General features: G+C 70.3%; 21 protein-coding genes. 13 read left to right on the forward strand and 8 right to left on the reverse strand.

Annotation, left to right across the window (positions count from 1 at the left end):
* Positions 1-89: 89 nt before the first annotated feature.
* On the reverse strand, positions 90-3,047 hold the full coding sequence (locus AB0K03_RS23555; protein WP_364688224.1) for a family 16 glycoside hydrolase: 2,958 nt from the start codon (positions 3,045-3,047) through the stop codon (positions 90-92).
* Between the two features lie 182 nt (positions 3,048-3,229).
* A complete protein-coding gene (locus AB0K03_RS23560) occupies positions 3,230-5,110 on the reverse strand; it encodes a Xaa-Pro dipeptidyl-peptidase (protein WP_364688226.1) in 1,881 nt (626 codons plus the stop codon).
* A gap of 410 nt (positions 5,111-5,520) precedes the next feature.
* Here AB0K03_RS23560 and AB0K03_RS23565 point away from each other — a divergent pair, with 410 nt between their 5' ends.
* On the forward strand, positions 5,521-6,072 hold the full coding sequence (locus AB0K03_RS23565) for a hypothetical protein (RefSeq protein ID WP_364688228.1): 552 nt from the start codon (positions 5,521-5,523) through the stop codon (positions 6,070-6,072).
* A 143-nt stretch (positions 6,073-6,215) separates the two neighbouring features.
* Here the strand turns inward: AB0K03_RS23565 and AB0K03_RS23570 are convergent, their stop codons facing one another.
* Entirely contained in the window at positions 6,216-7,832 is a 1,617-nt protein-coding gene (locus AB0K03_RS23570; RefSeq protein WP_364688230.1) for an APC family permease, read from the reverse strand.
* A gap of 62 nt (positions 7,833-7,894) precedes the next feature.
* Positions 7,895-8,533, reverse strand: a complete 639-nt coding sequence (locus tag AB0K03_RS23575) for a GOLPH3/VPS74 family protein (RefSeq protein ID WP_199512000.1) — start codon at positions 8,531-8,533, stop codon at positions 7,895-7,897.
* 220 nt (positions 8,534-8,753) lie between these two features.
* On the opposite strand from AB0K03_RS23575, the gene AB0K03_RS23580 reads away from it, so the two are divergent.
* The 3 genes from AB0K03_RS23580 (at position 8,754) to AB0K03_RS23590 (ending at position 11,273) form a co-directional block, all read left to right on the forward strand.
* Positions 8,754-9,602, forward strand: a complete 849-nt coding sequence (locus AB0K03_RS23580; RefSeq protein WP_364688232.1) for a helix-turn-helix transcriptional regulator — start codon at positions 8,754-8,756, stop codon at positions 9,600-9,602.
* A gap of 45 nt (positions 9,603-9,647) precedes the next feature.
* The gene (locus tag AB0K03_RS23585) at positions 9,648-9,863 is read left to right on the forward strand and encodes a DUF397 domain-containing protein (protein WP_364688431.1); all 216 of its coding nucleotides are present in this window, start codon (positions 9,648-9,650) and stop codon (positions 9,861-9,863) included.
* Positions 9,864-10,172: 309 nt separating this feature from the next.
* A complete protein-coding gene (locus AB0K03_RS23590; RefSeq protein WP_364688234.1) occupies positions 10,173-11,273 on the forward strand; it encodes a type III PLP-dependent enzyme in 1,101 nt (366 codons plus the stop codon).
* On the opposite strand, the gene AB0K03_RS23595 is transcribed toward AB0K03_RS23590, so the two are convergent.
* Complete coding sequence (locus AB0K03_RS23595; RefSeq protein ID WP_364688236.1) at positions 11,222-12,112, reverse strand: hypothetical protein; 891 nt, start codon at positions 12,110-12,112, stop codon at positions 11,222-11,224. The two genes, AB0K03_RS23590 and AB0K03_RS23595, sit on opposite strands and share 52 nt — an antisense overlap.
* Before the next feature lie 169 nt (positions 12,113-12,281).
* Between AB0K03_RS23595 and AB0K03_RS23600 the strand changes: the two genes are divergently transcribed.
* Entirely contained in the window at positions 12,282-13,238 is a 957-nt protein-coding gene (locus AB0K03_RS23600; protein ID WP_364688238.1) for an ABC transporter substrate-binding protein, read from the forward strand.
* Positions 13,239-13,242: 4 nt separating this feature from the next.
* Here AB0K03_RS23600 and AB0K03_RS23605 read toward each other — a convergent pair whose 3' ends face one another.
* Positions 13,243-13,728 carry a MarR family transcriptional regulator gene (locus tag AB0K03_RS23605; protein WP_364688240.1) on the reverse strand — a complete coding sequence of 162 codons (486 nt, stop codon included), beginning with the start codon at positions 13,726-13,728 and terminating at the stop codon, positions 13,243-13,245.
* A gap of 120 nt (positions 13,729-13,848) precedes the next feature.
* On the opposite strand from AB0K03_RS23605, the gene AB0K03_RS23610 reads away from it, so the two are divergent.
* From AB0K03_RS23610 to AB0K03_RS23640, 7 genes are all read left to right on the forward strand, one after another.
* On the forward strand, positions 13,849-14,496 hold the full coding sequence (locus tag AB0K03_RS23610) for an NAD(P)H-dependent oxidoreductase (protein ID WP_364688242.1): 648 nt from the start codon (positions 13,849-13,851) through the stop codon (positions 14,494-14,496).
* Between the two features lie 197 nt (positions 14,497-14,693).
* A complete protein-coding gene (locus tag AB0K03_RS23615; RefSeq protein WP_364688244.1) occupies positions 14,694-16,172 on the forward strand; it encodes an aminobutyraldehyde dehydrogenase in 1,479 nt (492 codons plus the stop codon).
* Between the two features lie 11 nt (positions 16,173-16,183).
* Positions 16,184-17,287 (forward strand): ABC transporter ATP-binding protein, encoded by a 1,104-nt coding sequence (locus AB0K03_RS23620; RefSeq protein WP_364688246.1) that lies wholly within the window; start codon positions 16,184-16,186, stop codon positions 17,285-17,287.
* The gene (locus AB0K03_RS23625; protein ID WP_364688248.1) at positions 17,284-18,537 is read left to right on the forward strand and encodes a spermidine/putrescine ABC transporter substrate-binding protein; all 1,254 of its coding nucleotides are present in this window, start codon (positions 17,284-17,286) and stop codon (positions 18,535-18,537) included. The genes AB0K03_RS23620 and AB0K03_RS23625 overlap by 4 nt, the downstream gene beginning before the upstream one ends.
* Position 18,538: 1 nt before the next feature.
* Positions 18,539-19,396: an ABC transporter permease gene (locus AB0K03_RS23630; RefSeq protein WP_364688250.1), complete on the forward strand. Its 858-nt coding sequence runs from the start codon at positions 18,539-18,541 to the stop codon at positions 19,394-19,396.
* On the forward strand, positions 19,393-20,304 hold the full coding sequence (locus tag AB0K03_RS23635) for an ABC transporter permease (protein ID WP_364688252.1): 912 nt from the start codon (positions 19,393-19,395) through the stop codon (positions 20,302-20,304). Before AB0K03_RS23630 ends, AB0K03_RS23635 begins: the two co-directional genes overlap by 4 nt.
* A gap of 3 nt (positions 20,305-20,307) precedes the next feature.
* A complete protein-coding gene (locus tag AB0K03_RS23640; protein ID WP_364688254.1) occupies positions 20,308-21,693 on the forward strand; it encodes an FAD-dependent oxidoreductase in 1,386 nt (461 codons plus the stop codon).
* 21 nt (positions 21,694-21,714) lie between these two features.
* On the opposite strand, the gene AB0K03_RS23645 is transcribed toward AB0K03_RS23640, so the two are convergent.
* A complete protein-coding gene (locus tag AB0K03_RS23645) occupies positions 21,715-22,803 on the reverse strand; it encodes an acyl-CoA dehydrogenase family protein (protein ID WP_364688256.1) in 1,089 nt (362 codons plus the stop codon).
* 98 nt (positions 22,804-22,901) lie between these two features.
* Between AB0K03_RS23645 and AB0K03_RS23650 the strand changes: the two genes are divergently transcribed.
* The gene (locus AB0K03_RS23650) at positions 22,902-23,546 is read left to right on the forward strand and encodes a DNA alkylation repair protein (RefSeq protein WP_364688433.1); all 645 of its coding nucleotides are present in this window, start codon (positions 22,902-22,904) and stop codon (positions 23,544-23,546) included.
* A gap of 3 nt (positions 23,547-23,549) precedes the next feature.
* Here AB0K03_RS23650 and AB0K03_RS23655 read toward each other — a convergent pair whose 3' ends face one another.
* Positions 23,550-24,518 carry an aldo/keto reductase gene (locus tag AB0K03_RS23655; RefSeq protein WP_364688258.1) on the reverse strand — a complete coding sequence of 323 codons (969 nt, stop codon included), beginning with the start codon at positions 24,516-24,518 and terminating at the stop codon, positions 23,550-23,552.
* Positions 24,519-24,542 lie beyond the last annotated feature (24 nt).

The raw sequence follows: 24,542 nt of genomic DNA on the forward strand, positions 1-24,542 counted from the left end.
CATCGCATCCGGGGCCGCGCTGGAACAGCCAATCCCCGGGACGCGGCTCGCCCGGGCCCGCCGCAGCCGGCCCGGGCGAGCGTGACCCGTCAGTTCGCCGGTTCGATCCAGATGTTGCGGTACTGGACCTTGTTGCCGTGGTCCTGCAGGCGGATCGAGCCCGTGGCCGGCCCCTCCGCGATGCTGCCGCCGGTCACGCCGGTGATCTCGACGTCGTCGTGCACCTTCACACCGTTCCAGACCACGGTGATGCGGGCGTTCCCGGTCTTGGTCCCGGCGGCGTCGTAACGGGCGGCCCGGAAGTCGATGTCGTACGTCTGCCACGTCTCCGGAGCCGTCGCGGCGTTCACGTCCGGCGCCTTCTGCAGGTAGATCGCGCCCGCCTCGTTGGTGTCGAGGGTGGTGTCGCCGTACGAGTCGAGGATCTGGACCTCGTAGCGTTCCTGCTGGTAGACGCCGCTGTTGCCGCGGTTCTGCCCGGTGACGTCCGGTGGCAGCAGCGGCACCTTGAACTCCACGTGCAGCTTGTAGTCGCCGAACGCCTGACGGGTCCGCAGGTCGCCGCAGCAGACCTCCATGGCCCCGTCACCCACGCGCGGCCAGCTCGCCGTACGCCCGTCGGTGTGCTGCCATTCGGTGAGGCCGGTGCCGTCGAAGAGCACGATCCGCTCCCCCGGCCTGCGTACGGTGATCAGGTCGAGGTTGACGTGGCCGGTGTCCTCCGCGTCGACCCGGTACTGGATGGTGTTGTCGCCGCGGCGCAGCGTCAGCCGTTCCGTCTTCGTCGCCCAGTCGTCCCACGTGACGGTCGTCGGCAGCACGGTCTGGCGGATCTTGCGGCCGTTGACGTACACGCTGATCGTCTTGTCGCCCTGGAACGGGTTCGGGCCGTTGGAGTAGCGCAGGCCCACCTCGTAGTCGCCGGCCCGCTTCACATCGACGTGCATCGTCGTGGAGGCGTTGAGCGTGCCGAACCGGTCGACGAACCCGATGCCGGAGAAGCCGCGGTGGTCGGTGCCGACGCCGGCTCCGCCCTGGCGGCGGCCCTCCTCGGCCTCGTAGAAGACCTCATCGGGCTGTACACCGGGGATGGCGTTGAGCGTGTACCACGCCTCGGTGCTCCAGAGCTGCTCGCCGCCCTGGGCGCTGAACGGCCGCGGCGAGCGCAGGTGCACCACCCGGCCGGGCAGCAGGCCGTCCACCGTGAGAGTGACCCGGCGCCGGTCGGCGGAGACGCGGATGCCGCTGACGGTCAGCTTCTGCTCCTCGACCTTGGGGCCGCCGTACTGCTCGGTCGGCGCGTACCGCCATTGCTCGAGCTGGTAACCCTTGGCGAGGTTGGCGACGGTCTCGTCGGACAGCGGCTTGGTGTACTCGATCGTGAAGCCGCCACGGGTGGCGCTCATGGACTTCATGTCGAAGGCGGTGATGCCGTTCGGGGTGAGTTTCTGCAGGCCGTACGTGAGCTTGCCCTCCTGGCCCCAGTTGCCGCCGGCGCCGAGCCCGCCGATGTAGATGGACCCGTCCGGTCCGATCGTCGTGCGGTTGACGCCGACCTCGAGGCCCTGCGTGTGGCGGAACACCGCGCCCTGGTACTCGCCGTGGACCTTCTCGAGGAAGGCGCGCTGCAGACCGCCGTACGTGACGTCGCCGATGAGCATCTGGCCCGCGAACGGGCCCTGCTTGAGCAGCACCGGCGTGCTCGGCGAGTTGGCGATCTCGTTCTGCGGCAGCCACAGCACCGGCTTCGTGACCGGGTTGGCGTCGAACGGCCCGGCCGGGTTCGTGTAGTGGTTGAAGAACCGGTCCTGCTTGATCTCCACCAGCTTCGACGCCGGCAGCCAGCCGCCCTGGTTGTCGGCCACGAACAGGCCCCCGCCGGGCCCCCACCCCAGACCGTTGGGGGTACGCAGACCGCCCGCGACGTACGTGACCTTGCCCGTACGCCGGTTCACGACGATGCTCGTGCCCCGGTTCGCCGCCGGCTGCGGGTTCGTCGTGGCGCCGCCGTAGTCGATGGCGACCGACAGGTTCAGGTAGAAGTTGCCGCCCTGGTAGAGCAGGCCGAAGGCGAACTCGTGGAAGTTGCCGCCGTACGGCCAGGTCGCGACCGTGCGCTTCGCGTCGGCGACCTCGTCGCCGTTCGTGTCGCGAAGCTCGGTGAGCTCGTGCTTCTGCGACACGTAGATGGTCCCGTCGACGACGGCGAGCCCCATGGGTTCCTTGAGGCCGCTCGCCACCTTCTTGTAGGTGACCTTGGACGGATCGGTCTGCCCGGTGACGTGGTCGAGGATGTAGACCTCGCCGTCGGTCTTCTCGCTGCCGCCCCAGGTGGCGATCACCAGGCGTCCGTCCTCGGTCCAGTCCATGGCCGAGACCTGCGGCTGGAAGCCGTCGGGGCGCAGGTTCGTCAGCGTGTAGCCGGGGTTCACCGCGTCGAGCGGCAGCCCGTCGCCGGGGGTGTCGGTGGCGCCCTCGCACTGCTTCTGGCCGGGGGCGGTCACCCGCACCACGCCGGCCTCGGTGCTCAGGGCCGAGGCCGGGACGACGCTGAAGTCGGCGGCGCCGGGCGGCCGCCAGGACAGCGTCAGCTGCTGGCCGCCGCCGGCCTCGAAGAACTCGACGAACAGCGAGTGCACGCCGGCGGGGAGCTCGACGCTGCCGTCCTTGGACTCGACGCCGTGTAAGCCGTCGTTGTCGACGACGGGCTTGCCGTCGATCGCCAGCCGCGAGCCGTCATCGCTGGCGAGCCGGAAGGTGTACGTGCCGTCGGCGGGCACGGTCAGGTTGCCGAGTACGTGCGCGACGAAGTTGTCCTCGAGGCCGAACTCGTCGCCGGTGTAGTCGATGTCGGGCATGAGCTTGTCGACGTTCGGCGTCTGCCCGGGCTTGAGCGTGCAGATCTTCGTGAGCGGTGCGCGGGTGTCGTACGTGCGCAGGGTGACCCCGGGTTCCTGGGGTGGCAGATCGGCGGCGGACGCGGCGGCCGGGTGGGCGGCGACTGCGGCGGACGCGGCTATGAGGCTGAGGACGAGAGCACGGACCATGCTGCTCCTTCGAACTCGGGTTACCGGCGCGATGCACGGCTGTGAATATCTTGGTCCACTATCGACGCTCGCACCAGAACTTCTGCCTCATGGGGCCGAACTTTCCTCGGAAAATGCGAAAGTACGGCGACAAACGGGCGGACCGGCTCGAGGCCGATCCGCCCGTTCGCGTTGCGTGCGCGTCAGCCGGCCAGCGGCAGGACCACCTTGGACACACCGAGGCGGACGCCGACCTTCGTGCCGGCCGGGTATCGCAGCGTGTGGTCGCGCTCGGTGGAGATGAGGACGACCCCGATCCGGTGCCCGGCGGCGAAGACGTGATCCTCGGTCTGCAGGTCCCACCGGAACGTGTACGCCCGCCCCGCCGCGATCGGCGTCGTCCGCCACGGCGAGAACCGGTTCCGCACGTCCAGCCAGCCCCGGGAGACGATCTCCAGCGGCGTGGTGGCGGTGACGTACTCACGGCGCGTGAAGCAGCCCGGGTCCTCGGGAATGCCGGGGCCGACGCAGTCCTGCACCGGGAGGCTGCGCAGTCCCGCGTACCGGTCCGCCGGACCGTAGTCCACGAGCAGCGCGGTCAGATACGGCGACTTCCCCGCGAGATCGGCACGGACCGAGATCTGCGGCGTCCCGGACAACCGGGTCTCCCGCGCCAACGGCGCCGACAGGTACGCGAGCCGGTTCGGGTCGGCGCTCAGCTCGTCGGCGACCAGCTCGTCCGCGGTCCGGGACGGGTCGTCGACGAACGACTGCCGCGCGCCGGGCCGCGCAGGGCCGGGTTGCAGGGTGCCCGGACGACCGTCGGCGGCCGGGCCGCCGAGCGCGAACGTGGTGGCGCGGGCGTCCGGCACCGGCCAGGTCGCAGAGGTACGCCAGACGGTGGGCGCCACCTCGACGTCGGCCATCGGCTCGCGCATGATGCCGGTGTCGATCCGGTACAGCCACTGGTCGAACCAGCGGTGCAAGGTGTCGAGCCAGGCGTCACGGCGCACATTGAACGGGTCGGTGTGCCCGGCCTGGTGCAGCCAGATCTTGCGCGGCACGCCGCGGCGCGCGAGGGCGTCCCACCACTGACCGGCCTGGCCCGTACGGACGTTGTCGTCGTGCAGGCCGTGCACCAGTAACACGCTGGCACGCACCTTGCCCACGTCGCGCAGATAGTCACGCTCGGCCCAGTACGCGTTGTAGTCGCCGGTCACCCGGTCCTGGTCGCGTTCGAGGGCGGCCATCACGCCGGCGCACACCTCGGGGTTCGCGCGGGTCAGCACCGCCTTGGCGAGCACGTCGGTGTCCTCGCCCTGGAAACCGCCGGGCGCCACCACCCCGCCGTTGGCGCGGTAGTAGTCATACCAGCTGGAGATGCCGGCGATCGGGACGATCGTCTCCAGCCCCTTGACGCCGGTGGCGGCGACCGCGTTGGGCAGGGTGCCGTTGTAGGAGACGCCGATCATGCCGGTACGCCCGGTCGACCAGGACGCGCGGGCCGGCGCGCCGGTCGCGTCGGCGCCGCGGGCGCGCCCGTTGAGCCAGTCGACGACCGCCTTCATGCCCAGCGTCTCGTTGCGCCCGCCGGAGGTGGGACAGCCGGTCGAGCCGCCGGTGCCGAGGCTGTCGGCGAACACCACTGCGTAACCGCGCGGGACGAAGTAGTTGTCCAGGTAACCGGAGAACGTGACGGTCTCGGCCGCGCGATCCGCGCCAGGTGACGCGCTGCGGCGGGCGGCGGCGCCGTCGCGGTCGATGTCGTCGTGATTGGGTACGTCGTTGAGCCCCGCATAGTAGGGACTCGGCTGGAAGATCACCGGAACCTTGAGGCCGGCCTCGGTCTCGCGGGGCCGGATGATGCGCACCGCCACCCGGTCGGGCTCGCCGTCGGCGTCGCTGTCGGTCGGCGCCTGCACCCAGATCTGTTCACGGATCGCCTGGGTGTAGTCGTAGACGGGCTCGGTGCCCGAGGGAGTGACGGCTGTCGGGGTCGCATGGGCGGCCGTGGCGCCCGCGAAAACGGTGACAACGGCGCAGAGGGCGGCGCAGAGCCGCGCCCCGGTCCGGGAAGATCGCATCGTCGAGAAGCCTCCGGCACTGGCGGTACGGACGCCACACCTTATCGCCCGACATCGATGCCCGTGGCCCCGCCGAGGGCCGGCCGGCTCCGGAGGAAGATCCACACGGCTGATCCTTTTCAGACACGAGTCCTAGCCTCGGCGTCATGGACCCTGCCCCCACCGGCACCGCCGTCGCACCACCCCCGCGAGGGTACGATCGCTTCTGGCGCACGTACCGCGACGAACAGCGGTTCAATCGGCCGGTTGATCACGTTTCCCGGTCATTAAAGGACACGTTGACCTTGGCATAAATCACGCCTTGTAATCTGCCAAATACGCTCCGTACGCTGTGGTCAGAAAGACCATCGACCGGCTTGAGTGCCATAGGCATTGGTGGCCTCGACCATCGGCAATTCGGGGAGCATCGCATGGTTATCAAGGTTGTCGAGCAGATCAACGACGACGAGCTCATCGAGTCCGCCTGGAAGATGTACGAGGAGTCGTTCCGGGGCCTGAACGCGCTGGCGGTCCAGCGTCACCTCATGTACCGCAACGAGTTCGACGAGGTGATGCGCGACGGCCGGGTGCAGAAGTACCTGAGCCTCGACGACGAGGGCAATCTGTGCGGGATGTCGACGTACACGAACGACCTCGACGCGATGCCGTTGATCTCACCGCAGTATTTCGAGCGGCGCTGGCCCGAGCTGTACGCCCAGCGCAAGATCTGGTACTGCGGTTTCGTCGCCGTGCTGCCGACACCGGCCGCGCGGTCGTCGTTCGCCGACCTGGTCGAGGCGATGTACCTGCTGGCCGCCGCCCAGAACGGGATCATCGGGCTGGACTTCTGCCAGCACAACGACGAGGCCCGCAAGATGAGCCGGGTGATCCGGCTGATGCTGCACCGGCTGTCGGGCAACTGCGACGCCTCCATGATGGACGCGCAGCAGTTCTGGATTTACCAGTTCCCCCAGGCGGCCTGAGGATGTGACACGCCGACCGCCCGCCGCCGCCGGCCGGAGCACCGGGCACTTGGGGGGCTGACGGAAGTCCGGCCCGTACAGGGAGCGACCTCCTTTCGGTTTCTCGGGTCGGCGGGCGGTCCGGCGTGTCGTCCAGGGCAAGGTCAGGTCCACCGGGACGGTTCGGGTGGGGTCTCCCACCGGGGCGGTCCCGGTGGCACGTCCGGCTCCGGCGGGGGCTCGGGCACGGCGCCGGCGTTCAACATCGCGCGGACGCTGATCGGCTCGGTGTGCGAGCCCTTCAGGCGCGGGGCGTCGGCGATGAACCCGCCGTCCGCGCCGCGGCCGATGGCGGCGTACACCTCGGGCCGGGCGGCGCGCATGACGATCGCCCAGACGAAGCCGACCACCGCGAACACCGCGTACCCGGTCGGGAAGATCCAGTGGAACATCGAGCCGGACTCGACCTGGAGCAGGTCGCCCAGCCCGTAGATCGTCGCGGCGAGGATGATGCTCAGCAGCACGAACGCGACGACCGGTGCGATCCGGCCGCGCCACACGTTCTCCTGGTGCCGGTGCCGGACGAAGAACGCGATGACCGCCGCGGACGCGCTCCACATGAGGATCAAGACGCCGAGGCCACCGACGACGGTCAGCCAGGCGAACAGGTAGACGAGCGGGTCCGCGCCGGTGAGCCGGTAGACCACCAGTACGGCCAGCGCGAGCACGCTCTGGGTGATCGAGCCGACGATCGGCGCGCCGGTGCGCGGGTGCGTGTAACCCCAGGCCCGGGGCAGCACTCCCTCGCGGCCCAGCGCGAACTGGTAACGCGAGACGGCCGCGTGGAACGCGAGCAGCGCGGCGAAGATGCTCGTCATGAAGAGCACGTAGCCGACGTTGATGAGCGCCGCGGGCACGTGCGGGCTGACGAGCGTGAAGACCAGATCCGTCTGCTCCGCCTTCGCGACCGAGACGATGTTGCCCGGCCCCGCCCCCACCGACATCGCCCACGCCGAGAGCCCGCAGAGCAGGCCGGCGAGGATGACCGCCCAGTGGGTGGCCCGGGCGATGGTCCGCTTCGGGTCCTTGGCCTCCTCGGAGAGCACGACCGTCGCCTCGAAGCCGACGAAGCCGGCGATGGCGAGCACCATCATGGCCGCGACCTCGGGGGTGAGCACCTGAGCGGGGTTGAGCGTGGCGAAGCTGACCGAACCCTCGGCCGGGTTGGCGACCATCACCACGTCGTAGATGAGCACGATGAGGATCTCGGCGACCAGCAGCACGGCGAGGACCTTGCCGCTCAGGTCGACCCACAGCACGCCGAGCAGGGCGGTCAGGGCCCAGGCGGCTATCGCGCAGGCGAACCAGCCGACGTCCAGCCCGAGCCCGTTGAGCACCCCGGACGCCACGACGCCGAAGAGCCCGAACAGGCCGATCTGCATCATCGCGTACGCCGGCAGCGCCACGAACGCCGCGCCGACGCCCGGTATCCGCCCCAGTCCGTGACTGATGTACGAGTAGAACGCGCCCGAGTTCACGATGTGCCGGCTCATCGCCACGAACCCGACCGTGAAGATCGACAGGATCCCCGCGACGACCAGGTACACCACCGGCACCGCGGTGTTGCCGACAACGGCGTAGATCGTGGTGATGGCGCCGATGATGACCGTGAGGGGGGCGGCGCCCGCGACGCCGAAGAACACCACCGAAGGAACGCCGAGCCTGTTGCGTGCCAGTGCGGTGGACACGATGTCGGGCTCGGTCATGTCCTTACGCGCCATCAAGAGCCTCCCAGCCCATTGGTCGATGTTGTCCCGCCGGCGGTGGTGACGGCCGACGGCACTCACCGCCGACCGACGGCGAGCACGGAGCCGACGGACGCCTCGGTGTGCTCGATGAGCTGGCGCAGATCCTCGGGCAGCGACCCGATGGCGGTGGGCAGCTGGGTGAGGGCGTGCCGGTGGACCTCGAAGTCCCACAGCACGTGGCGGGTGAGGCCGGTCGCGACCACCAGTCCGGCCAGCACGCGGTCGCTGATGGACATCTCCAGCCCGCGCACCATGATGTTGGCCAGCCGCATCGGCGCCCACGCGGCCGCGTTGCGCTGCACCTCGTTGTTGGGCATGTAGAACGTCTGGGTGCTCAGCATGCGCCGGCGGGTCACCGACTCGACAGCACCCGAGCGCATGAGCCGCTCCCCCACCCGGTCGGCGGCGTCCTGCGACAGGTACGCCAGCCAGGTGCGCAGCTCGCGGTGCTGCGGCTGCGAGATGAGCAACTCCAGCACCGAATGGGCGAGGGAGTCCCGCGGCGGCTGCCGGCTCTCTATGTAGAGGTCGCCGTCGAAACAGCGCAGCCGCCCCTCTAGCATGAGCTCGCCCAGCAGGGCGGCGGCCAGGCCGAGACCGGTGGCCCGGGGATGCAGACGGGACCGCCCGGTCCGGTCCTCGTGCGCGATCAGGAAGAACTGGTCAGCCAGCACGCCGCCACTCCTTAAGAACATCGAACTGTTACGCCGACGGGCAACTGCCCGTATAGAAGGCAATAACTCGCTGTCGGGAGCATCATGTACCGACCCCCGAGGACAATGCAAGAAGTACTAGACTTCTCGTCGACCCCGGCCGTCTACGATGGATCAAGGGTCGATACAGACGCACCGATACAGACGGGTTGTCGACGTCCCACGATCGAGGGAGCCACGGGTGTCCACAGACGAAGGTCCTACGCTGCGGCGACGTCGTTTGGGCACGGAGCTGAAACGGTGTCGCGAACGCGCCGGATTGACCCAGGAGAATGTCTCCCGGCATTTCGAATGGCATGCCGCCAAGGTCACCCGGATCGAGACGGCGCGGGTCGCCGTCACTCCCCGCGACGTCCGTGACCTGCTGATGCTCTACGGCGTGGACGACGAGCAGTACCGCGAGGCCCTCATGGAGCTGGCCCGCTCGTCGCGCCAGAAGACCTGGTGGACCGACTACCGCGACATCATGCGCCCGGGCAACTTCGTCGGCCTGGAGGCGGAGGCGGCCTCCCTGCGGGTCTGGGAACCCATCGTCCTGCCAGGCCTTCTGCAGACCGAGGACTACGTCCGTGCGCTCATGCGCACCGGGCGCTCCACGGACTCCCCCCAGCACATCGACCGCCGGGTGGCGCTGCGGCTCAAGCGGCAGGACCGACTGCACGGCAAGAACCCGCTGCAGCTCTTCGCGATCATCGACGAGTCGGTGGTGCGACGCTCCGTGGGCGGCCCCGTGGTGATGGATCACCAGCTGCGGCACCTCATCGACGTGGCTCAATTACCCAACGTGACGGTGCAAATCCTGCCGTTCGACGCCGGCGAACATCCGTTCCTGGGCGGTTCAGCTGCGCTTTTGGAGTTCCCCGAGACCACTCATTTGGATGTAGTTTACCTCGAGGGTCTTGCGGGAGACCTCTACGAAGAGCAACATTCAGAGGTCGCACGTTACCGTGCGGAGTTCGATCAGTTGAGCACTCGGGCGCTCGACCCGCGCCTCACGCTCAAGATGATCGAGAGCCTCTTGCACGCGTAAGGGGCCCGGCACGCACAACCGCATAGGGAAGGGAGGTGCATGGGCATGCCAGCGCACCATCTCAACGCCGCCGTTTGGAAAAAGAGCAGTCGCAGCAACGGAAACGGCGGCAACAACTGTGTCGAGGTCGCCTTCCTCGACACAGCCGTTGCCGTACGCGACAGCAAGAACCCTTCCGGTCCCGCTCTCATCTTCAACCCGGCGCATTGGACCGAGTTTGTGAACTCGGCCAAGAGCGGCGAGTTCGATATCAACCGCTGAGAGCCTACCGATCTGTACTCAGAGATGGGAAGTAGATACTCAAAGTCAACTTCTCCAGAGTCCATGATCGAATTCAAGATGGTGCAACTCCACTGATCAGGGGAGGCGCACGACGCGTTCGGGACATCCGCATGGATGTCCCGAATCGCATTTTCGCAGGTCATTGTCTTGATCATTCGGTATTGATCTCCATGGTGCCTGGTCATCGACGTTTCCGGGGCGACCGTGCATACTGAGTAACACACGCTCCGCACTGAAACGACCACTCAGCGTAAGGGGCCCCCGGTGCGCCAGACCTTTTCTCGCGTCGTGACCGTCGATCCCATCGTCGATACCCGGACCGGCCCGGTCCTGCAGATGCGCGCCGACCGCATCGTCGCCGCGCTCGACGCCTTCCGGTCCGCTTTCCCCGGTGTCCGGCCGTTCTACGCCACCAAGTGCAACACCCATCCGGGCGTGCTGCGGACGCTGCACGGCGCCGGCTCCGGCTTCGAGGTGGCCTCCGTCCAGGAGATCGAGACGCTCGCGGCGGCCGGCGTCCGGCCCGAAGACCTGATCTTCAGCAATCCCGTGCGCTCCCGCGACCAGACCGCCCGCGCGGCCGCCGCCGGGGTGCACCGGTTCAGTGTGGACAGCGCGGAGGAGCTGCACCGGGTCGCGCAGGAGGCCCCCGGCAGCCGCGTGTACGCGCGCCTCGCCACCGGCGGCCAGGACAGCGTCGTGCCCAGCGAGGGCAAGTTCGGTGTGGACGTCACGGGGGCCGTACGCCTGCTGCTGCAGGCCCGCGAGCTGGGGCTGGTGCCGTACGGGATCACCTTCCACATGGGGTCGCAGTCGCTGGAGCCGGCGGCGCTGGAGCGACCGCTGCGCGACGTCGCCGAGGTCATGGACCGCCTGCTGCGGGCCGGCGTACGGCTGGAGATGGTGGACATCGGCGGAGGCTTCCCGGCCGCGTACGACGAGCCCGTGCCGCCGCTGGCCGCCTTCGGCCGGGTGGCCGCGGCGGGACTGGCGAACCTGCCGTACCCGGTCGAGGTCTTCGCCGAGCCGGGCCGCTGCCTGGTCGCCGAGGCCGGGACGTTCCACTGCCGGGTGATCGGGGTGGCCGAGCGCCCGTCCGGCTGGTGGGCCCACACGAACCTCGGGGTGTTCCACGGGCTGATGGAGGTGCTGGAGTCGGGCGGGCACCTGCACTATCCGATCCACGACAGCCGCGGCACCCGGCTGCGTCGCTGCTACCACCTGACCGGGCCGACCTGCGACAGCCAGGACACGTTCGCCCGCGATGTGCTGCTGTCGGCGGATCTGCGCGAGGGTGACGAGTTGATGATCGGGTCGGCCGGGGCGTACACGAGTGTCTACGCGTCGCGCTTCAACGGCTTCCCGCTGCCGCGCGTCGTCATGATCTGACCGTCCCACCAGCCCAGGACCGCCCGGGCGCGGGCCGTGTTCCACCGGCTCGGACCGCGCGGCTCGATCTCGAACCACTGCTTCCCCGGGTACGGCGCCACGACCGGCCAGGTGCCGTCCCGGCGGCGGTGCGCGCGTACCACGTCCACGGCGTCGGAGAGCCGTTCGTCGTGGTGGTCGCAGCGGGCGAAGAGCTCCAGGCCGCGCAGCACGTCGAAGTGCCACTCCGGGAACGCGCGCAAGCGGGTGCTGCCCGAGATGGCGACCTCGCCCGTACGGTGCGAGCGGTAGAGACGGTGCCGCAGGAAGAACTCGCGGCCCCGGCCGTGCGCCACGGCCGCGCCGTCGTACGCGTGCAGCGCCTCGAGGGCCATCACCGTGGTGTGGAAGGAGCTGTGCCGCCCGCGATCGTCACCCGCGGCGCAGTTCCACCCGCCGTCGTCCTGCTGCCGGTCGAGGAGCAGCTCGACGAGGGACGGCAGCCGGTCGGCGGCGTAACCGTGCGCCCGCGTGACGGTGACCAGCATCGCCGCGACGCACGTCTCGGCCGTACGCCAGCGGCTCTGCCACTCCCACAGCCGTTCGCACCCGCGCAGCGCCGCGGGATGGCCCGGCGGGAGCCCCAGCCACGCCAGCCGCAGCAGGGTGTAGGTGGTGGAGGTCCACTTGGGGGAGTACGCGCCGCCGCCCCACCGGCCGTCCGGGTCCTGTTCGGCCAGGAGCCGCGCTCCCCACCCCTCGGTCGCGATGCGGTCGCGCTCGCGCGGGTCGCCGGTCACCTTCCAGCGCACGGCCGGATCGCCCTCGAGCATCCAGGCCACGAGACCGCTCTCGTCCACGCCGCCATCCTGGTTCCGCGGTCGGGCCGCGTCCAGGGCCGGCCGGGCACGGCATCGGCCGGTCGGCGGTTCGTCGGCGATCTTCGTCCGTTCCGGCCGGTTCCGTACGACCCGACTCACGAGTAGCGTGCGGCGAGCGTGTTCGTGTCGTGACCTACAGGAGTTCCTCATGCGCCGGATTCTCGCCGCGCTCGCCGTGGCGGCGACCGTGTTCGCGGCGACCGCCTGCACCTCCGACGACGGCGAGGCGGAGCCCGCCACCGGCGGCGCCAAGATCAGCCTGGGCGTGATCCCCATCGTCGACGTGGCACCGGCGTACCTCGGCAAGAAGAAGGGGTTCTTCAGCAGCCGGGGCATCGACCTCACGCTGGTGCAGGAGCAGGGCGGCGCGGCGATCGTCAAGGGCGTGGCCGGCGGCAAGTACCAGTTCGGGTTCAGCAACGTGACCTCGCTGATGGCCGCGGAGGCCGACGGCGTGCCGATCAAGGCGGTGGCGAACGGCGTCACCTCCACCGGGCAGCCGGGGCGCGACTACTCGGCCGTGGTCGTGCCCGACGGCAGCCCGATCCACTCACCCAAGGACCTCGCCGGCAAGAAGATCGGGGTCAACGCGCTCAAGAGCCTGGGCGACACGACCGTACGGCAGTCGGTACGCCGGGCCGGCGGGGACCCGGCCAAGCTGGCCTTCACCGCCCTGCCGTTCCCCGACATGCCCACCGCGCTGCAGTCGGGGCAGATCGACGCCGCCTGGGTCGTCGAGCCGCAGCTGTCCGAGGCGCTGACCCAGGGCTCGCAGGTGATCGCCTCGAACTTCGTGGACACGGCCGCGGACCTGACGGTCGCCCTCTACTTCACCGGCGCCACGACGGCCACGCAGGACGCCGACCTGGTCGGCCGCTTCACCGCTGCGATCACCGAGTCCATGACGTACGCGAGCGCGCACCCGGACGAGGTTCGCGACATCATCGGCACGTACACGCCGATCTCGGACGTGGTCCGGACCTCGATGATCCTTCCGGACTGGCCGCACGACATCAACCGGCCGTCGCTGGAGCGGCTCGCGACGCTGGGCAACGAGGACGGGATCTTCACGCGGCCGCCGGTGCTGGACAAGCTGCTGCCCTGATCCGTTACGCGCGTGGCTCCTCGCCGGCGCAGTTCTTGTCGACCCGTTCGGCCACGTGGCAGGCGACCTCGCGCAGCACGCCGACCTGCTCCTTGGTGAGCCCGTCGATGACGTAGCGGCGCACCGCGTCGACGTGCCCGGGCGCCGCCGCGACCACGACGTCCCAGCCGGCGTCGGTCAGGACGGCGTTGGTGTAGCGCGGGCTCTGCGGATCGGGCTCACGCCGGATCAGGCCGCGCTGCTCGAGCCGCTTGACCACGTTCGACAGCCGCGACAGCGAGCTGCTGACGTGGTGCGCCAGCTCGCTGAGCCGCAGGGTGCGTTGCGGGGTCATGGACAGCTGGCTGAGCACGAAATAGTCGAAGAGCGTGAGGTTGCTGTCGCGCAGCAACTGGGCGTCGAGGGCGCTGGGCAGCTTGAACATCAGGCCGGCCAGCGCCAGCCAGGCGTCACGCTCCCAGCTCTGCAGCCACCGCGGTTCCTCCGGCATGCCGTCCAGCGTACGGCCTGACTTCACAGGTGAAGTGACGAGCGTCGCATCCAGCTTCAAGCTTGAAGTCGAAGTGCTACGTTGGCTTCAAGCTTGAACCCCGAACCTCGAGGAGTTGCCGTGACCCTGTTCCGGCTGGACGCCAGCATCCGTACGCACGGCTCGGCGAGCCGCGAGATCGCGGACATCGTCGAACAGGAGTGGCGCGCCGGCCACCCCGGCGACGCGGTCGTGCAGCGCCACATCGGCGTCGACGTGCTGCCCGCAACCGCCTGGGCCGCCGCCGTGAGCGCCGGCACGACCCCGGAGGCCGAGCGCACCGAAGAGCAGCGCGAGGCCGTCGCCCTCGCCGCGACCCTCGTGGACGAACTGCTCGCCGCCGACGCGATCCTGTTCGCCGTGCCGCTCTACAACTACGGCGTGTCCCAGCACTTCAAGGCGTACGTGGATCTGGTCAGCACCGACCCCCGGGCGTTCGGGACGCCGTTCCTGGCCGGCAAGCCGGTGGTGCTCGCCACGGTGCGCGGCGGGGCGTACGGGGCCGGCACGCCGCGGGCCGGGTGGGACCACTCCACGCCGTACCTGCGCCGGATCCTGGCGGACTCGTGGGGCGCGGACCTGACCGTCGTCGAGCGGGAGTTCACCCTGGTCGGGGTCAACCCGGCGCTGGACGCCTTCGCCGACGAGGCGGCCCGGATGCACGCCGGCGCGCTCGCCGCCGCCCGCGAGGCAGGCCGCGCGCTCGGCGCCCTGCCCGCCGCCGTCTGAGCCGCTCCCCCGGCGCGCGGCACCGCCGGAGAGATCCGGCGGCGCCGCGCGCCGTTGGCGACCCGCCGGGCAGCGGCGCGGTAAGCCTCTTCCCGGCCGCCGTCCACCTCGGATTACGTCGCCTGGACGCACTCATACCCCTGATTTCGTTTCGGGCATGGAAAATGCTTCGGATTCCCTTGTCTTGACGGCTTTGCATGTGTCAAGGTCCGTCAACGCCGACCGGGGAGGTCCGTTCCGTGAGTGCCGCGCTGCCCGTGCTGCAGAACGTCGTCGGCGGGTCCCTCGTCGACCCGGCCGACGGCCGGACCTCGCCCGTGCTGGATCCCTGCACCGGCGAGGCGTACGCGCACGCGCCCGTCTCCTCCGCGGCGGACGTGGCGGCGGCGATGGAGGCGGCGGCTGCGGGCTTCGAGGTGTGGCGGGACACCACCCCGGCCGAACGGCAGCGGGCCCTGCTGCGCCTCGCGGACGCCGTCGAGGCCCGAGCCGAGGAGATCGTCGCCGCCGAGTGCCGCGACACCGGCAAACCGGTCGGGCCGACGCGGACGGAGGAGATGGCGCCGCTCCTGGACGAGCTGCGGTTCTTCGCCGGCGCCGCCCGGATGCTGGAAGGCCGGTCCGCGGGCGAGTACCTGCGCGGCCACACCTCCTGGGTACGCCGCGAGCCGATCGGCGTCTGCGCGCAGGTGACGCCGTGGAACTACCCCATGGTCATGGCGGTGTGGAAATTCGCCCCGGCCGTCGCCGCGGGCAACTCGGTCGTCCTCAAGCCGTCGGAGACCACCCCCGTCACCACGCTGATGCTGGCCGGGATCGCCGCCGAGTTCCTGCCGCCGGGCGTGCTCAACGTGGTGTGCGGCGACCGGGACACCGGCCGGGCCCTGGTCGCCCATCCCGCGCCGCAGCTCGTGTCGATCACCGGCTCCACCCGGGCCGGCATGGAGGTGGCCGCCTCCGCCGCGGCCGGCCTCAAGAAGGTGCATCTCGAACTGGGTGGCAAGGCACCCGTCGTGGTCTTCGACGACGTGGACGTCGAGCAGACCGCGCGGGCGATCGCCGCGGCCGGCTACTTCAACGCCGGGCAGGACTGCACCGCGGCGACCCGGGTGCTGGTGCACGGCCGCATCGCCGCCGACTTCACCGCCGCGCTGGCGGCGGCCGCCAAGGCCACCACGGTCGGCGGCCCGGACGACCCGGGCGCGGACTTCGGTCCGGTCAACAACGAGGCCCAGCTCGCCCGGGTCCGCGGGTTCCTCGACCGCACGCCCGGCCATGCCGAGATCGTCACCGGCGGCCGGCGCATCGGCGAGCGCGGGTACTTCGTCGAGCCCACCGTCGTGGCCGGCCTGCGCCAGCACGACGAGATGATCCAGGACGAGATCTTCGGGCCGGTCGTCACCGTGCAGCCCTTCGACGACGAGGACGCCGCGGTGCGTTTCGCGAACGACGTCCGGTACGGGCTCAGCGCCAGCGTGTGGACCCGCGACCACGCCCGGGCCCTGCGGCTCTCGCGCCGGCTGGACTTCGGCGCCGTCTGGATCAACACCCATCTGCCCTTCGTGTCCGAGATGCCCCATGGCGGGTTCGGCCACTCCGGCCACGGCAAGGACCTGTCGATCTACGGCTTCGAGGAATACACGAGGATCAAGCACGTGATGAGTCGTCTCGGCTGAAGAGGTACCCCATGAACGATGTCGCGATCGAGCTCGCCGGCGTGCACAAGGAGTTCCTGGCGCACGGCGAACGCGTGCAAGCCGTACGCCCCACCGACCTGAGCGTGGGCCAGGGCGAGTTCTTCTCCCTGCTGGGACCCTCCGGCTGCGGCAAGACGACCACGATGCGGATGATCGCCGGGTTCGAGGAGCCCACCGGCGGCACCGTGTACCTCGACGGCCGGGACGTGACCGGGGTGTCGCCCAACAAGCGCGACGTCAACATGGTGTTCCAGTCGTACGCGCTGTTCCCGCACCTGAACACGTATCAGAACGTGGCTTTCGGCCTGGAGCGCAAGAAGGTCGCCCGCGACGAGATCCGCCGCCGCGTCGGCGAGATCATGGAGATCGTCTCGCTGGGCGGCATGGAGAAGCGCTCCCCGCGGGAGATGTCCGGCGGCCAGCAGCAGCGGGTGGCGCTGGCCCGCGCGCTGGTCAACCGGCCCCGGGCGCTGCTGCTCGACGAGCCGCTCGGCGCGCTCGACCTCAAGCTGCGCCAGCAGATGCAGATCGAGCTGAAGCGCATCCAGCGCGAGGTCGGCATCACGTTCGTCTACGTCACGCACGACCAGGGCGAGGCGCTGACCATGTCGGACCGCATCGCGGTGATGGAGGCCGGGCGCATCGACCAGCTCGGCTCGCCGCGGGAGATCTACGAGCGGCCCGCCACCCGCTTCGTCGCCGGGTTCATCGGTACGTCCAACCTGCTCGACGGCCCGGTGGACGGCATCGACGCGCGCGTGGCCGTGCTGCGCTACGGCGAGCGGGACCGGGTGCTGGTCCCGGTGCCGGACTCGGTCGAGCCGGGCGACGCGCTCGAGGTGTCCGTACGCCCGGAGAAGATCGACCTGAGCCGGGAGGAGCCCGCGGGCACGGCCGGCAGCGTGCTCTCGGGCGTGGTGACCGACGTCGTCTATCACGGCACCTCCACGAACTACACCGTGCGCACGACCGCCGGTCCGGATCTCGTCGTCTTCGACCAGAACGCGTACTCGGCCGAGGACCTGGCCGGCCCCGGCGACCGCGTGTTCCTCACCTGGAACCCGCAGCACTCGTACCCGATCGGAGTCTCATGAGCCAGCGCCCCGTACCCGATCCGTCCTTCGTCCGCGGCCTGACGCGGCGGCGGCTGGACCGCCGCGACGCGTTGCGGATGTCCGGCCTCGCGGCGCTGGGCATGGCCCTGAGCGCCTGCGGCGTCAAGGGCAAGGGCTCGCCCGCCGCCAGCGCCCCGGCCGCCGACGCGGTCGCGAAGTACTGGACCGGCAAGACCAGCAACGGCAGGGTGAACTTCGCCAACTGGCCGCTCTACATGGACCCCGCGCACCCCGAGCTGAAGAAGTTCACGGCGGCCACCGGCGTACAGGTGAAGTACGAGGAAGTCATCCAGGAGATGGGCCCCTGGTTCGCCAAGGTGCAGCCGCAGCTCGCAGCCGGTCAGGACATCGGCTACGACCTGATGGTCATCACCAACGGCATCCAGTTCAAGCAGTTCGTCGAGTCGGGCTTCCTGGCCCCGCTGGACCATGCGAAGCTGCCGAACTACGCCGAGAACGCCGACCCCGCGTACGCGAAGGAGGCGTTCGACCCGGGCAACGCGTACACGATCCCGTGGACCTCCGGGATGACCGGCATCGCGTACGACCCGAAGAAGATCACGCGGCCGATCACCAAGCTCGCCGACCTGTGGGATCCGGCGTTCAAGGGCAAGGTCGGCATGTTCTCCGACACCCAGGAGCTGGGCAACTTCGGCATGCTCGCGCTGGGCATCGACCCGGCGAAGTCCACGCCGGACGACTGGAAGAAGGCCGCGGCCAAGCTCAAGGAGCAGAAGCAGCAGGGCATCCTGCGCAACTACTACGACCAGAGCTACGTCGACGCGCTCGGTAAGGGCGAGGTGTGGATCACCCAGGCGTGGTCCGGCGACATCTTCCAGAAGAACGTCTCCGACGGCACGGACTTCAAGTTCGTGATCCCCGAGGAGGGCGGCACGATCTGGACCGACAACTTCGCCATCCCGATCACGGCGAAGAACCCGCTCGACGCCATCAAGCTGATGGACTTCTTCTACCAGGTCGACATCGCCGCGTCGCTCGCCGAGTACATCAACTACGTGTGCCCGGTGCCGGCCGCGCAGGAGCAGATCAAGAAGGACGCGGCGGCGGCCACCGGCGACGACAAGGCGTCGATCGAGGCGGTGGCGACCAGCCCGCTGGTGTTCCCCAGCGCGGCCGACTACGCCAAGCTGCACTACTACCGCGACTTCGCCACGCCGGCGGAGCAGCAGGAGTACCAGGGCGTCTTCGAACCGATCGTGCTGGGCTGACATGCTGCGCCGCCGGCTCGCGCCGTACCTGCTGGTCCTGCCCGGCGGGCTCTGGCTGCTGCTGTTCTTCGTCGTGCCGATGGTGACGATGCTGTCGCTGTCGCTGCAGGAGGGCGACGTCGTCAACGGGTACGTCTTCACCGGCCACTGGCAGACGTACGCGGACGCGATCGTCAACTACCGCACCCAGCTGGTGCGCTCGCTGGTGTACGGGGCGGCCACCACGCTGATCCTGATCGTGCTGGCGTTCCCGGTCGCGTACTGGATCGCCTTCTACGCGGGGCGCCGCAAGGCGACGTACCTGTTCCTGTTACTCCTGCCGTTCTTCGTGTCGTTCGTGCTGCGCACGATCTCATGGCGGCAGATCCTCACCGACGAGGGCATGCTGCTCGGCCCGCTCAAGGACCTCGGCGTGCTGCCCCAGGCGTTCCACGTGCTCGGCACGCCGGCGGCCGTGATCGGCGGCCTGGTCTACAACTTCCTGCCGTTCATGGTCCTGCCGATCTACGTGGCCCTGGAACGCATCGACCCGCGCGTCGTGGAGGCGGCCCGGGACCTGTACGCCGACCCCGCCACCGCGTTCCGCAAGGTGATCTTCCCGCTGGCGCTGCCCGGGGTCTTCGCCGGCGTGTTGATGACGTTCGTGCCGGCCAGCTCCGACTACGTCAACTCGGCGGTGCTGGGCAGCTCGTCCACCACGATGATCGGCCAGGTCATCCAGTCGCAGTACCTGACCAGCTCGAACTACCCGACCGCGTCCGCGCTGTCGTTCACGCTGATGGCCGTGCTGCTGATCGGCGTGTTCGCGTACGCGCGGGCGCTCGGCACCGAGGACGTGATGAAGGTGGCGGCGCGATGACCCAGGTGCTGGAGCCGGAGACGCGCGAGGAACTGCCGGCGTCGGCCACGGTGACCCGGCGCAACCGCCTGACCGGAGGACGGGTGCTGCACGCGTACACGTGGGTGGTGGTGGCCTGGCTGACCCTCCCCGTGCTGATCATGATTCTGTTCGGCTTCAACGACACCCCGGGCCGCTACAACCAGACCTGGGAGGGCTTCACCCTCAAGTGGTACGGCCGGGTCTTCGAGCTGGACGAGCTGACCCGCGCGCTGGTGACCTCGCTGCTCGTGGCGCTGGCGACGATGCTGGTCGCGGGCGCCCTCGGCACCGGCATCGGCTACGCGCTGGGCCGCTACCGTTTCCGCGGCTCGGGCGCGCTCAACCTCGTCATGTTCGCCGCCATCTCCTCCCCCGAGCTGGTGATGGGCGCCTCGCTGCTGACGTTGTTCGTGTCGCTGGGCGTCGGCCTGGGCGCCGTGACGATCACGATCGCGCACGTCATGTTCTCGATCTCGTTCGTCGCCGTCCTGGTCCGCGCCCGGGTGCTCACCCTGGACCGCTCGATCGAGGAGGCCGCGGCCGACCTCGGCGCCAACCCCTGGACGACGTTCTGGCGGATCACCTTCCCGATGATCCTGCCCGCGGTCGGCTCCGGCATGATGCTGGCGTTCGCGCTGAGCATCGACGACTTCGTGGTCACCAACTTCACCGCCGGCACCACGACCACGTTCCCGCTGTGGATCTGGGGCTCCACCCGGGTCGGTCTGCCGCCGCAGGTCAACGTGATGGGCACGCTGATCTTCCTGGCCGGCGTGCTGATCGCGGTGGCTGCGAGCATCCGGTCCCGGCCGCGCCTCGCCGGGCCGCGCGCTCGTCGCCGACCGGCCGCCGGCGCTCGTCGCCGACCGGCGGGCCGGCAGGGCTGAGCCGTGGACGCGCTCGCGGACGCCGCGCCGGAGCCGTACTGGCTGCGACAGCCGGACGCGCCCGCGGCAGCCGAGCCCCTCGCCGCCGCCGAGACCGCCGACCTGGCCGTCATCGGCGCCGGGTACAGCGGGCTGTGGACGGCGCTGCTGGCCAAGGAACGCGACCCGGGCCGGGACGTGGTCGTGGTGGAGGCGGGCACGGCCGGATGGGCGGCCTCCGGGCGCAACGGCGGCTTCTGCGCGGCGAGCCTCACCCACGGCTTCGACAACGGGCTCAGCCGCTTCCCCGAGGAGATGGACACGCTCGAACGGCTCGGGCGGCGCAACCTCGACGAGATCGAGGAGACGGTCCGGCGTCACGGCATCGACTGCGGCTTCTCGCGTACGGGTGAGCTGCACGTCGCCACCGCGGACTGGCAGCTTCGGGAGCTGCGGGCGTACCACGAGGCGGCCGAGGCCCGGGGCCTGGACGTGCGGCTGCTCGACCGGGACGCCGTACGGGCGGAGCTCGACTCCCCCACGTACCTCGGCGGGGTCTGGGACCGCGACGGCTGCGCGATGGTCGACCCGGCACGGCTCGTCTGGGGTCTGCGCCGGGCCTGCCTCGAGTCGGGCGTGCGCCTGTACGAGAACACCCGCGTGGACCGCATCGACGTGGCCGGCGCCGGCCTGCGCCTGCACACCCTGCGGGGCCGGGTCGACGCCCGCCGCGTCGCGCTGGCCACCGGCGCGTACGGCAACCTGCTGCGCCGCCTGCGCCACTACGTCATCCCGGTCTACGACTACGCGCTGATGACCGAACCGCTGACCGCCGCGCAGCTGGCCGCGATCGGCTGGGCGAACCGCCAAGGCGTCGGCGACTCGGGCAACCAGTTCCACTACTACCGGCTCAGCGCCGACAACCGCATCCTGTGGGGCGGCTACGACGCCGTCTACTACCGCGGCGGGCGCATCACCACCGACCACGACCAGCGCGAGGAGACCTTCCGGGTGCTGGCCCGCCACTTCCGGGACACCTTCCCCCAGCTGGGCGACCTGCGCTTCACCCACAAATGGGGCGGCGTCATCGACGCGTGCAGCCGGTTCAGCGGCTTCTTCGGTACGGCACACAGCGGGCGGCTGGCGTACGCGGCGGGGTACACGGGGCTCGGCGTGGGAGCGACCCGCTTCGGCGCCAACGTGATGCTGGACCTGCTGGACGGGTGCCGGACCGAGCTGACGTCCCTGCGGCTCGTCCGCAGCAAGCCGGTGCCGTTCCCGCCGGAACCGGTGCGCACCGGGGTGATCCAGCTGACCCGCTGGTCGATCGCCCAGGCGGACCGGCACGACGGCCGGCGGAATCTGTGGCTGCGCACGCTGGACCGGGTGGGGCTCGGCTTCGACTCCTAGGACACCGGTGGCGGCGAGACGCTAGAGCCGCCGGACGTCGACGTCCTGCCCGAGCAGCACTGCGCCCGCTGTCTCGACCACGGAGCTGGACACCATGGCGTGCTGGGCGGCCGCGTGAACGTCGCGGAAGTGTCGTTGCAGGGGGCTGGACTGGTAGACGGCACTTCCGCCGGCCGCCTCGTACACCACGTCGACCGCCTGCGCCGCGAATCGGGTTGCCGTGGCGATCGCCAGCCGCTGGGCGGCCCGGCGTTCGACGTCGGCGCCGCCCGTCGTGATCTCGTCGAGCAGGTAGGCCCGACCGGAGCGGTACAGCGCCTGCGCCTGCGCGGTCGCCGTCCGTACCGTCGCCCTCGACGCGACGAACTCCCCGGTGGCGCCGTCGCGCTTGGTCCGCGCCAGCTCGCCGAAATCCTCGATCGCCGCCCGGGCCATGCCCAGGGCGACCGCCGGGATCCCCAGCGACAGCAGCGAGGCGGGCGGCAACCGGTAGAGAGCGCCCCGGTCGCTGGGTGGTCCGGCGAGGGAGAAGGTGTGGTCCCGGGGAACGAAGACGTCCTCGACCGAGAAGTCGTGGCTGCCCGTGCCGCGGAGCCCGAACGCCTGCCAGGTGTCGTGAATGGTGACCGAGCCGGCGTCGAGCACGCACATCCGTACGCCGTCAGGGGTGAGCGCTCCGGCGACCAGCCAGGTCGCGTGGCGGCACGCGCTCGCGAAGGCCCAGCGCCCGGTGAGCCGGTATCCGCCGTCCACCGCGGTGGCCCGGCCCATCGGCGCGGCGACGCCGGCGATCAGGAACCGGGGGTCCGCCAGCATGGACGCTGCGACCTCACCCGGCAGATAGGCCAGAGCGATGCCGGTCGCCGCGCCGATCATGGCGCACCAGCCGGTGGACGCCTCGGCGCGCCCCAACTCCTCGAAGACCGCCACGAGGCGGGACGGCTCCGCCTCCAGCCCGCCGTGCGCGGCGGGCGCGGCCAAGCGGAACACGCCGGCCTCGAGCAGCCGATCGATGATCTCCTGCGGCACCGCCCCGTCCCGGTCGATCCCGGCCGCGGCGGCGCGAAGGCCGGGGGCGAACTCGCGGACCCTGTCCAGCACCTCATCCACACAGGCATCGTATGGGTTCGGCTTCGGCTCGTAGGCTGGGCGGACACGTGGCGCGAGGGCGGGGGTCGCAGGTGGCGGGGACGACGGTGGCCGGGGTGATGGCCGAGCTCGCGGCCCTCGAGGATCCCCGGGCCCGCGCGGTCAACGAGCGGCACGGCGACGATCACGGGGTCAACCTCGGCAGGCTCCGCGAGCTCGCGAAGCGGCTGAAGACCCAGCACGACCTCGCACGGGAGCTGTGGCAGACCGGGGACAGCGCGGCGCGGCTGCTGGCGCTGCTGATCTGCCGTCCCAAGGCGTTCGAGCGGGACGAGCTGGACGCCATGCTCCGGGAGGCGCGGGCGCCCAAGGTGCACGACTGGCTCGTCGGCTACGTGGTGAAGAAGAGTCCGCACGCGGAGGCGCTGCGGGTGGCGTGGACCGCCGACCCGGATCCGGTGGTGGCGAGCGCCGGCTGGGCGCTGACCACCGATCGGGTGGCGAGGAAGCCGGACGGGCTCGACCTCGCCGGGCTGCTCGGCGTCATCGAGGCGGAGATGAGCGACGCCCCGGACCGGCTGCAGTGGGCGATGAACCACTGCCTCGCCCAGATCGGGATCGAGCACGCCGGCCACCGCGCCCGGGCCCTGGCGATCGGCGAGCGGCTGGGCGTGCTCAAGGACTATCCGACTCCGCCGAACTGCACGTCGCCGTACGCGCCGACCTGGATCACCGAGGTCGTGCGCCGGCGGGAGGCCGGTTAGCTGTCACCACCAGTAGTTGTCCTGGGCCGCGTACGGCGCTTCCAGGGTGGCGATCTCGTCGTCGGTGAGCTCGACGTCCAGCGCCGCGACGGCGTCCTGCAGGTGATGCGGCTTGGTGGCGCCCACGATCGGACAGGACACCACCGGCTTCGAGAGCACCCAGGCGAGCGCGACCTGCGCCATCGGCACGCCGCGCGCCTCGGCCACCTGCTGGACGGCGTCCACGACCGGCTTGTCGCCCTCGCGGTCGAAGGCGCGGGCCACCTGGTCCGATGACGAGCGCGCGGTCTGCTCGCCCCACGGCCGGGTCGCGCGGCCCTTGGCCAGCGGGGAGTACGGGGTGAGGCCGACGCCCTGGTCGAGGCACATCGGGATCATGTCGCGCTCCTCCTCCCGTTTCAGCACGTTGTACTGGTCCTGCATCGCGGCGAACGGCGTCCAGCCGTTGCTCATCGCGGCGTGCTGGAGCTTCGCGAACTGCCAGGCCCACATGGAGGATGCGCCGAGGTAGCGCACCTTGCCGGCGCGTACCAGCGTGTCGAGCGTCGCCATGGTCTCCTCGACCGGCGTCTCGGGGTCGAAGCGGTGAATGTAGTAGACGTCGATGTAGTCGGTGCCCAGCCGCCGCAGGGAGGCGTCCACCTGCTCCAGGACGGCTTTGCGGGACAGGCCGCTACCGCCGGGGCCGTCGTGCATTCTGCCGCTGACCTTGGTGGCCAGCACGATGTCCTCCCGGCGGGAGAACCGCCGGATCGCGCGGCCGGCGAACTCCTCCGACGTGCCGCCCTGATAGACGTTCGCGGTGTCCCAGAACGTGACGCCGAGCTCGGCCGCCTGCCGGAAGAACGCGGCGGCGGCGTCCTCGTCGAGCGTCCACCGGTGCAGGCCCGTGCCGGGATCGCCGTAGCTCATGCAGCCGAGCGCGATCCGGCTGACCGTGAGGCCGGTGGCGCCGAGCCGGCTGTGCTTCATGGCGCCCACGCTACGGGAAACCGG

Source organism: Actinoplanes sp. NPDC049316 (assembly GCF_040677315.1).
Lineage (GTDB): Bacteria > Actinomycetota > Actinomycetes > Mycobacteriales > Micromonosporaceae > Actinoplanes.

Bases quoted from the DNA above. Each gene is read 5' to 3' on its own strand.
- AB0K03_RS23555 (WP_364688224.1), bottom strand. From the start codon at position 3,047: ATGGTCCGTGCTCTCGTCCTCAGCCTCATAGCCGCGTCCGCCGCAGTC.
- AB0K03_RS23600 (WP_364688238.1), top strand. From the start codon at position 12,282: ATGCGCCGGATTCTCGCCGCGCTCGCCGTGGCGGCGACCGTGTTCGCG.
- AB0K03_RS23565 (WP_364688228.1), top strand. From the start codon at position 5,521: ATGGTTATCAAGGTTGTCGAGCAGATCAACGACGACGAGCTCATCGAG.
- AB0K03_RS23620 (WP_364688246.1), top strand. From the start codon at position 16,184: ATGAACGATGTCGCGATCGAGCTCGCCGGCGTGCACAAGGAGTTCCTG.
- AB0K03_RS23630 (WP_364688250.1), top strand. From the start codon at position 18,539: ATGCTGCGCCGCCGGCTCGCGCCGTACCTGCTGGTCCTGCCCGGCGGG.
- AB0K03_RS23635 (WP_364688252.1), top strand. From the start codon at position 19,393: ATGACCCAGGTGCTGGAGCCGGAGACGCGCGAGGAACTGCCGGCGTCG.
- AB0K03_RS23625 (WP_364688248.1), top strand. From the start codon at position 17,284: ATGAGCCAGCGCCCCGTACCCGATCCGTCCTTCGTCCGCGGCCTGACG.
- AB0K03_RS23650 (WP_364688433.1), top strand. From the start codon at position 22,902: ATGGCCGAGCTCGCGGCCCTCGAGGATCCCCGGGCCCGCGCGGTCAAC.
- AB0K03_RS23560 (WP_364688226.1), bottom strand. From the start codon at position 5,110: ATGCGATCTTCCCGGACCGGGGCGCGGCTCTGCGCCGCCCTCTGCGCC.
- AB0K03_RS23605 (WP_364688240.1), bottom strand. From the start codon at position 13,728: ATGCCGGAGGAACCGCGGTGGCTGCAGAGCTGGGAGCGTGACGCCTGG.
- AB0K03_RS23570 (WP_364688230.1), bottom strand. From the start codon at position 7,832: ATGGCGCGTAAGGACATGACCGAGCCCGACATCGTGTCCACCGCACTG.
- AB0K03_RS23585 (WP_364688431.1), top strand. From the start codon at position 9,648: ATGCCAGCGCACCATCTCAACGCCGCCGTTTGGAAAAAGAGCAGTCGC.
- AB0K03_RS23655 (WP_364688258.1), bottom strand. From the start codon at position 24,518: ATGAAGCACAGCCGGCTCGGCGCCACCGGCCTCACGGTCAGCCGGATC.
- AB0K03_RS23615 (WP_364688244.1), top strand. From the start codon at position 14,694: ATGTGTCAAGGTCCGTCAACGCCGACCGGGGAGGTCCGTTCCGTGAGT.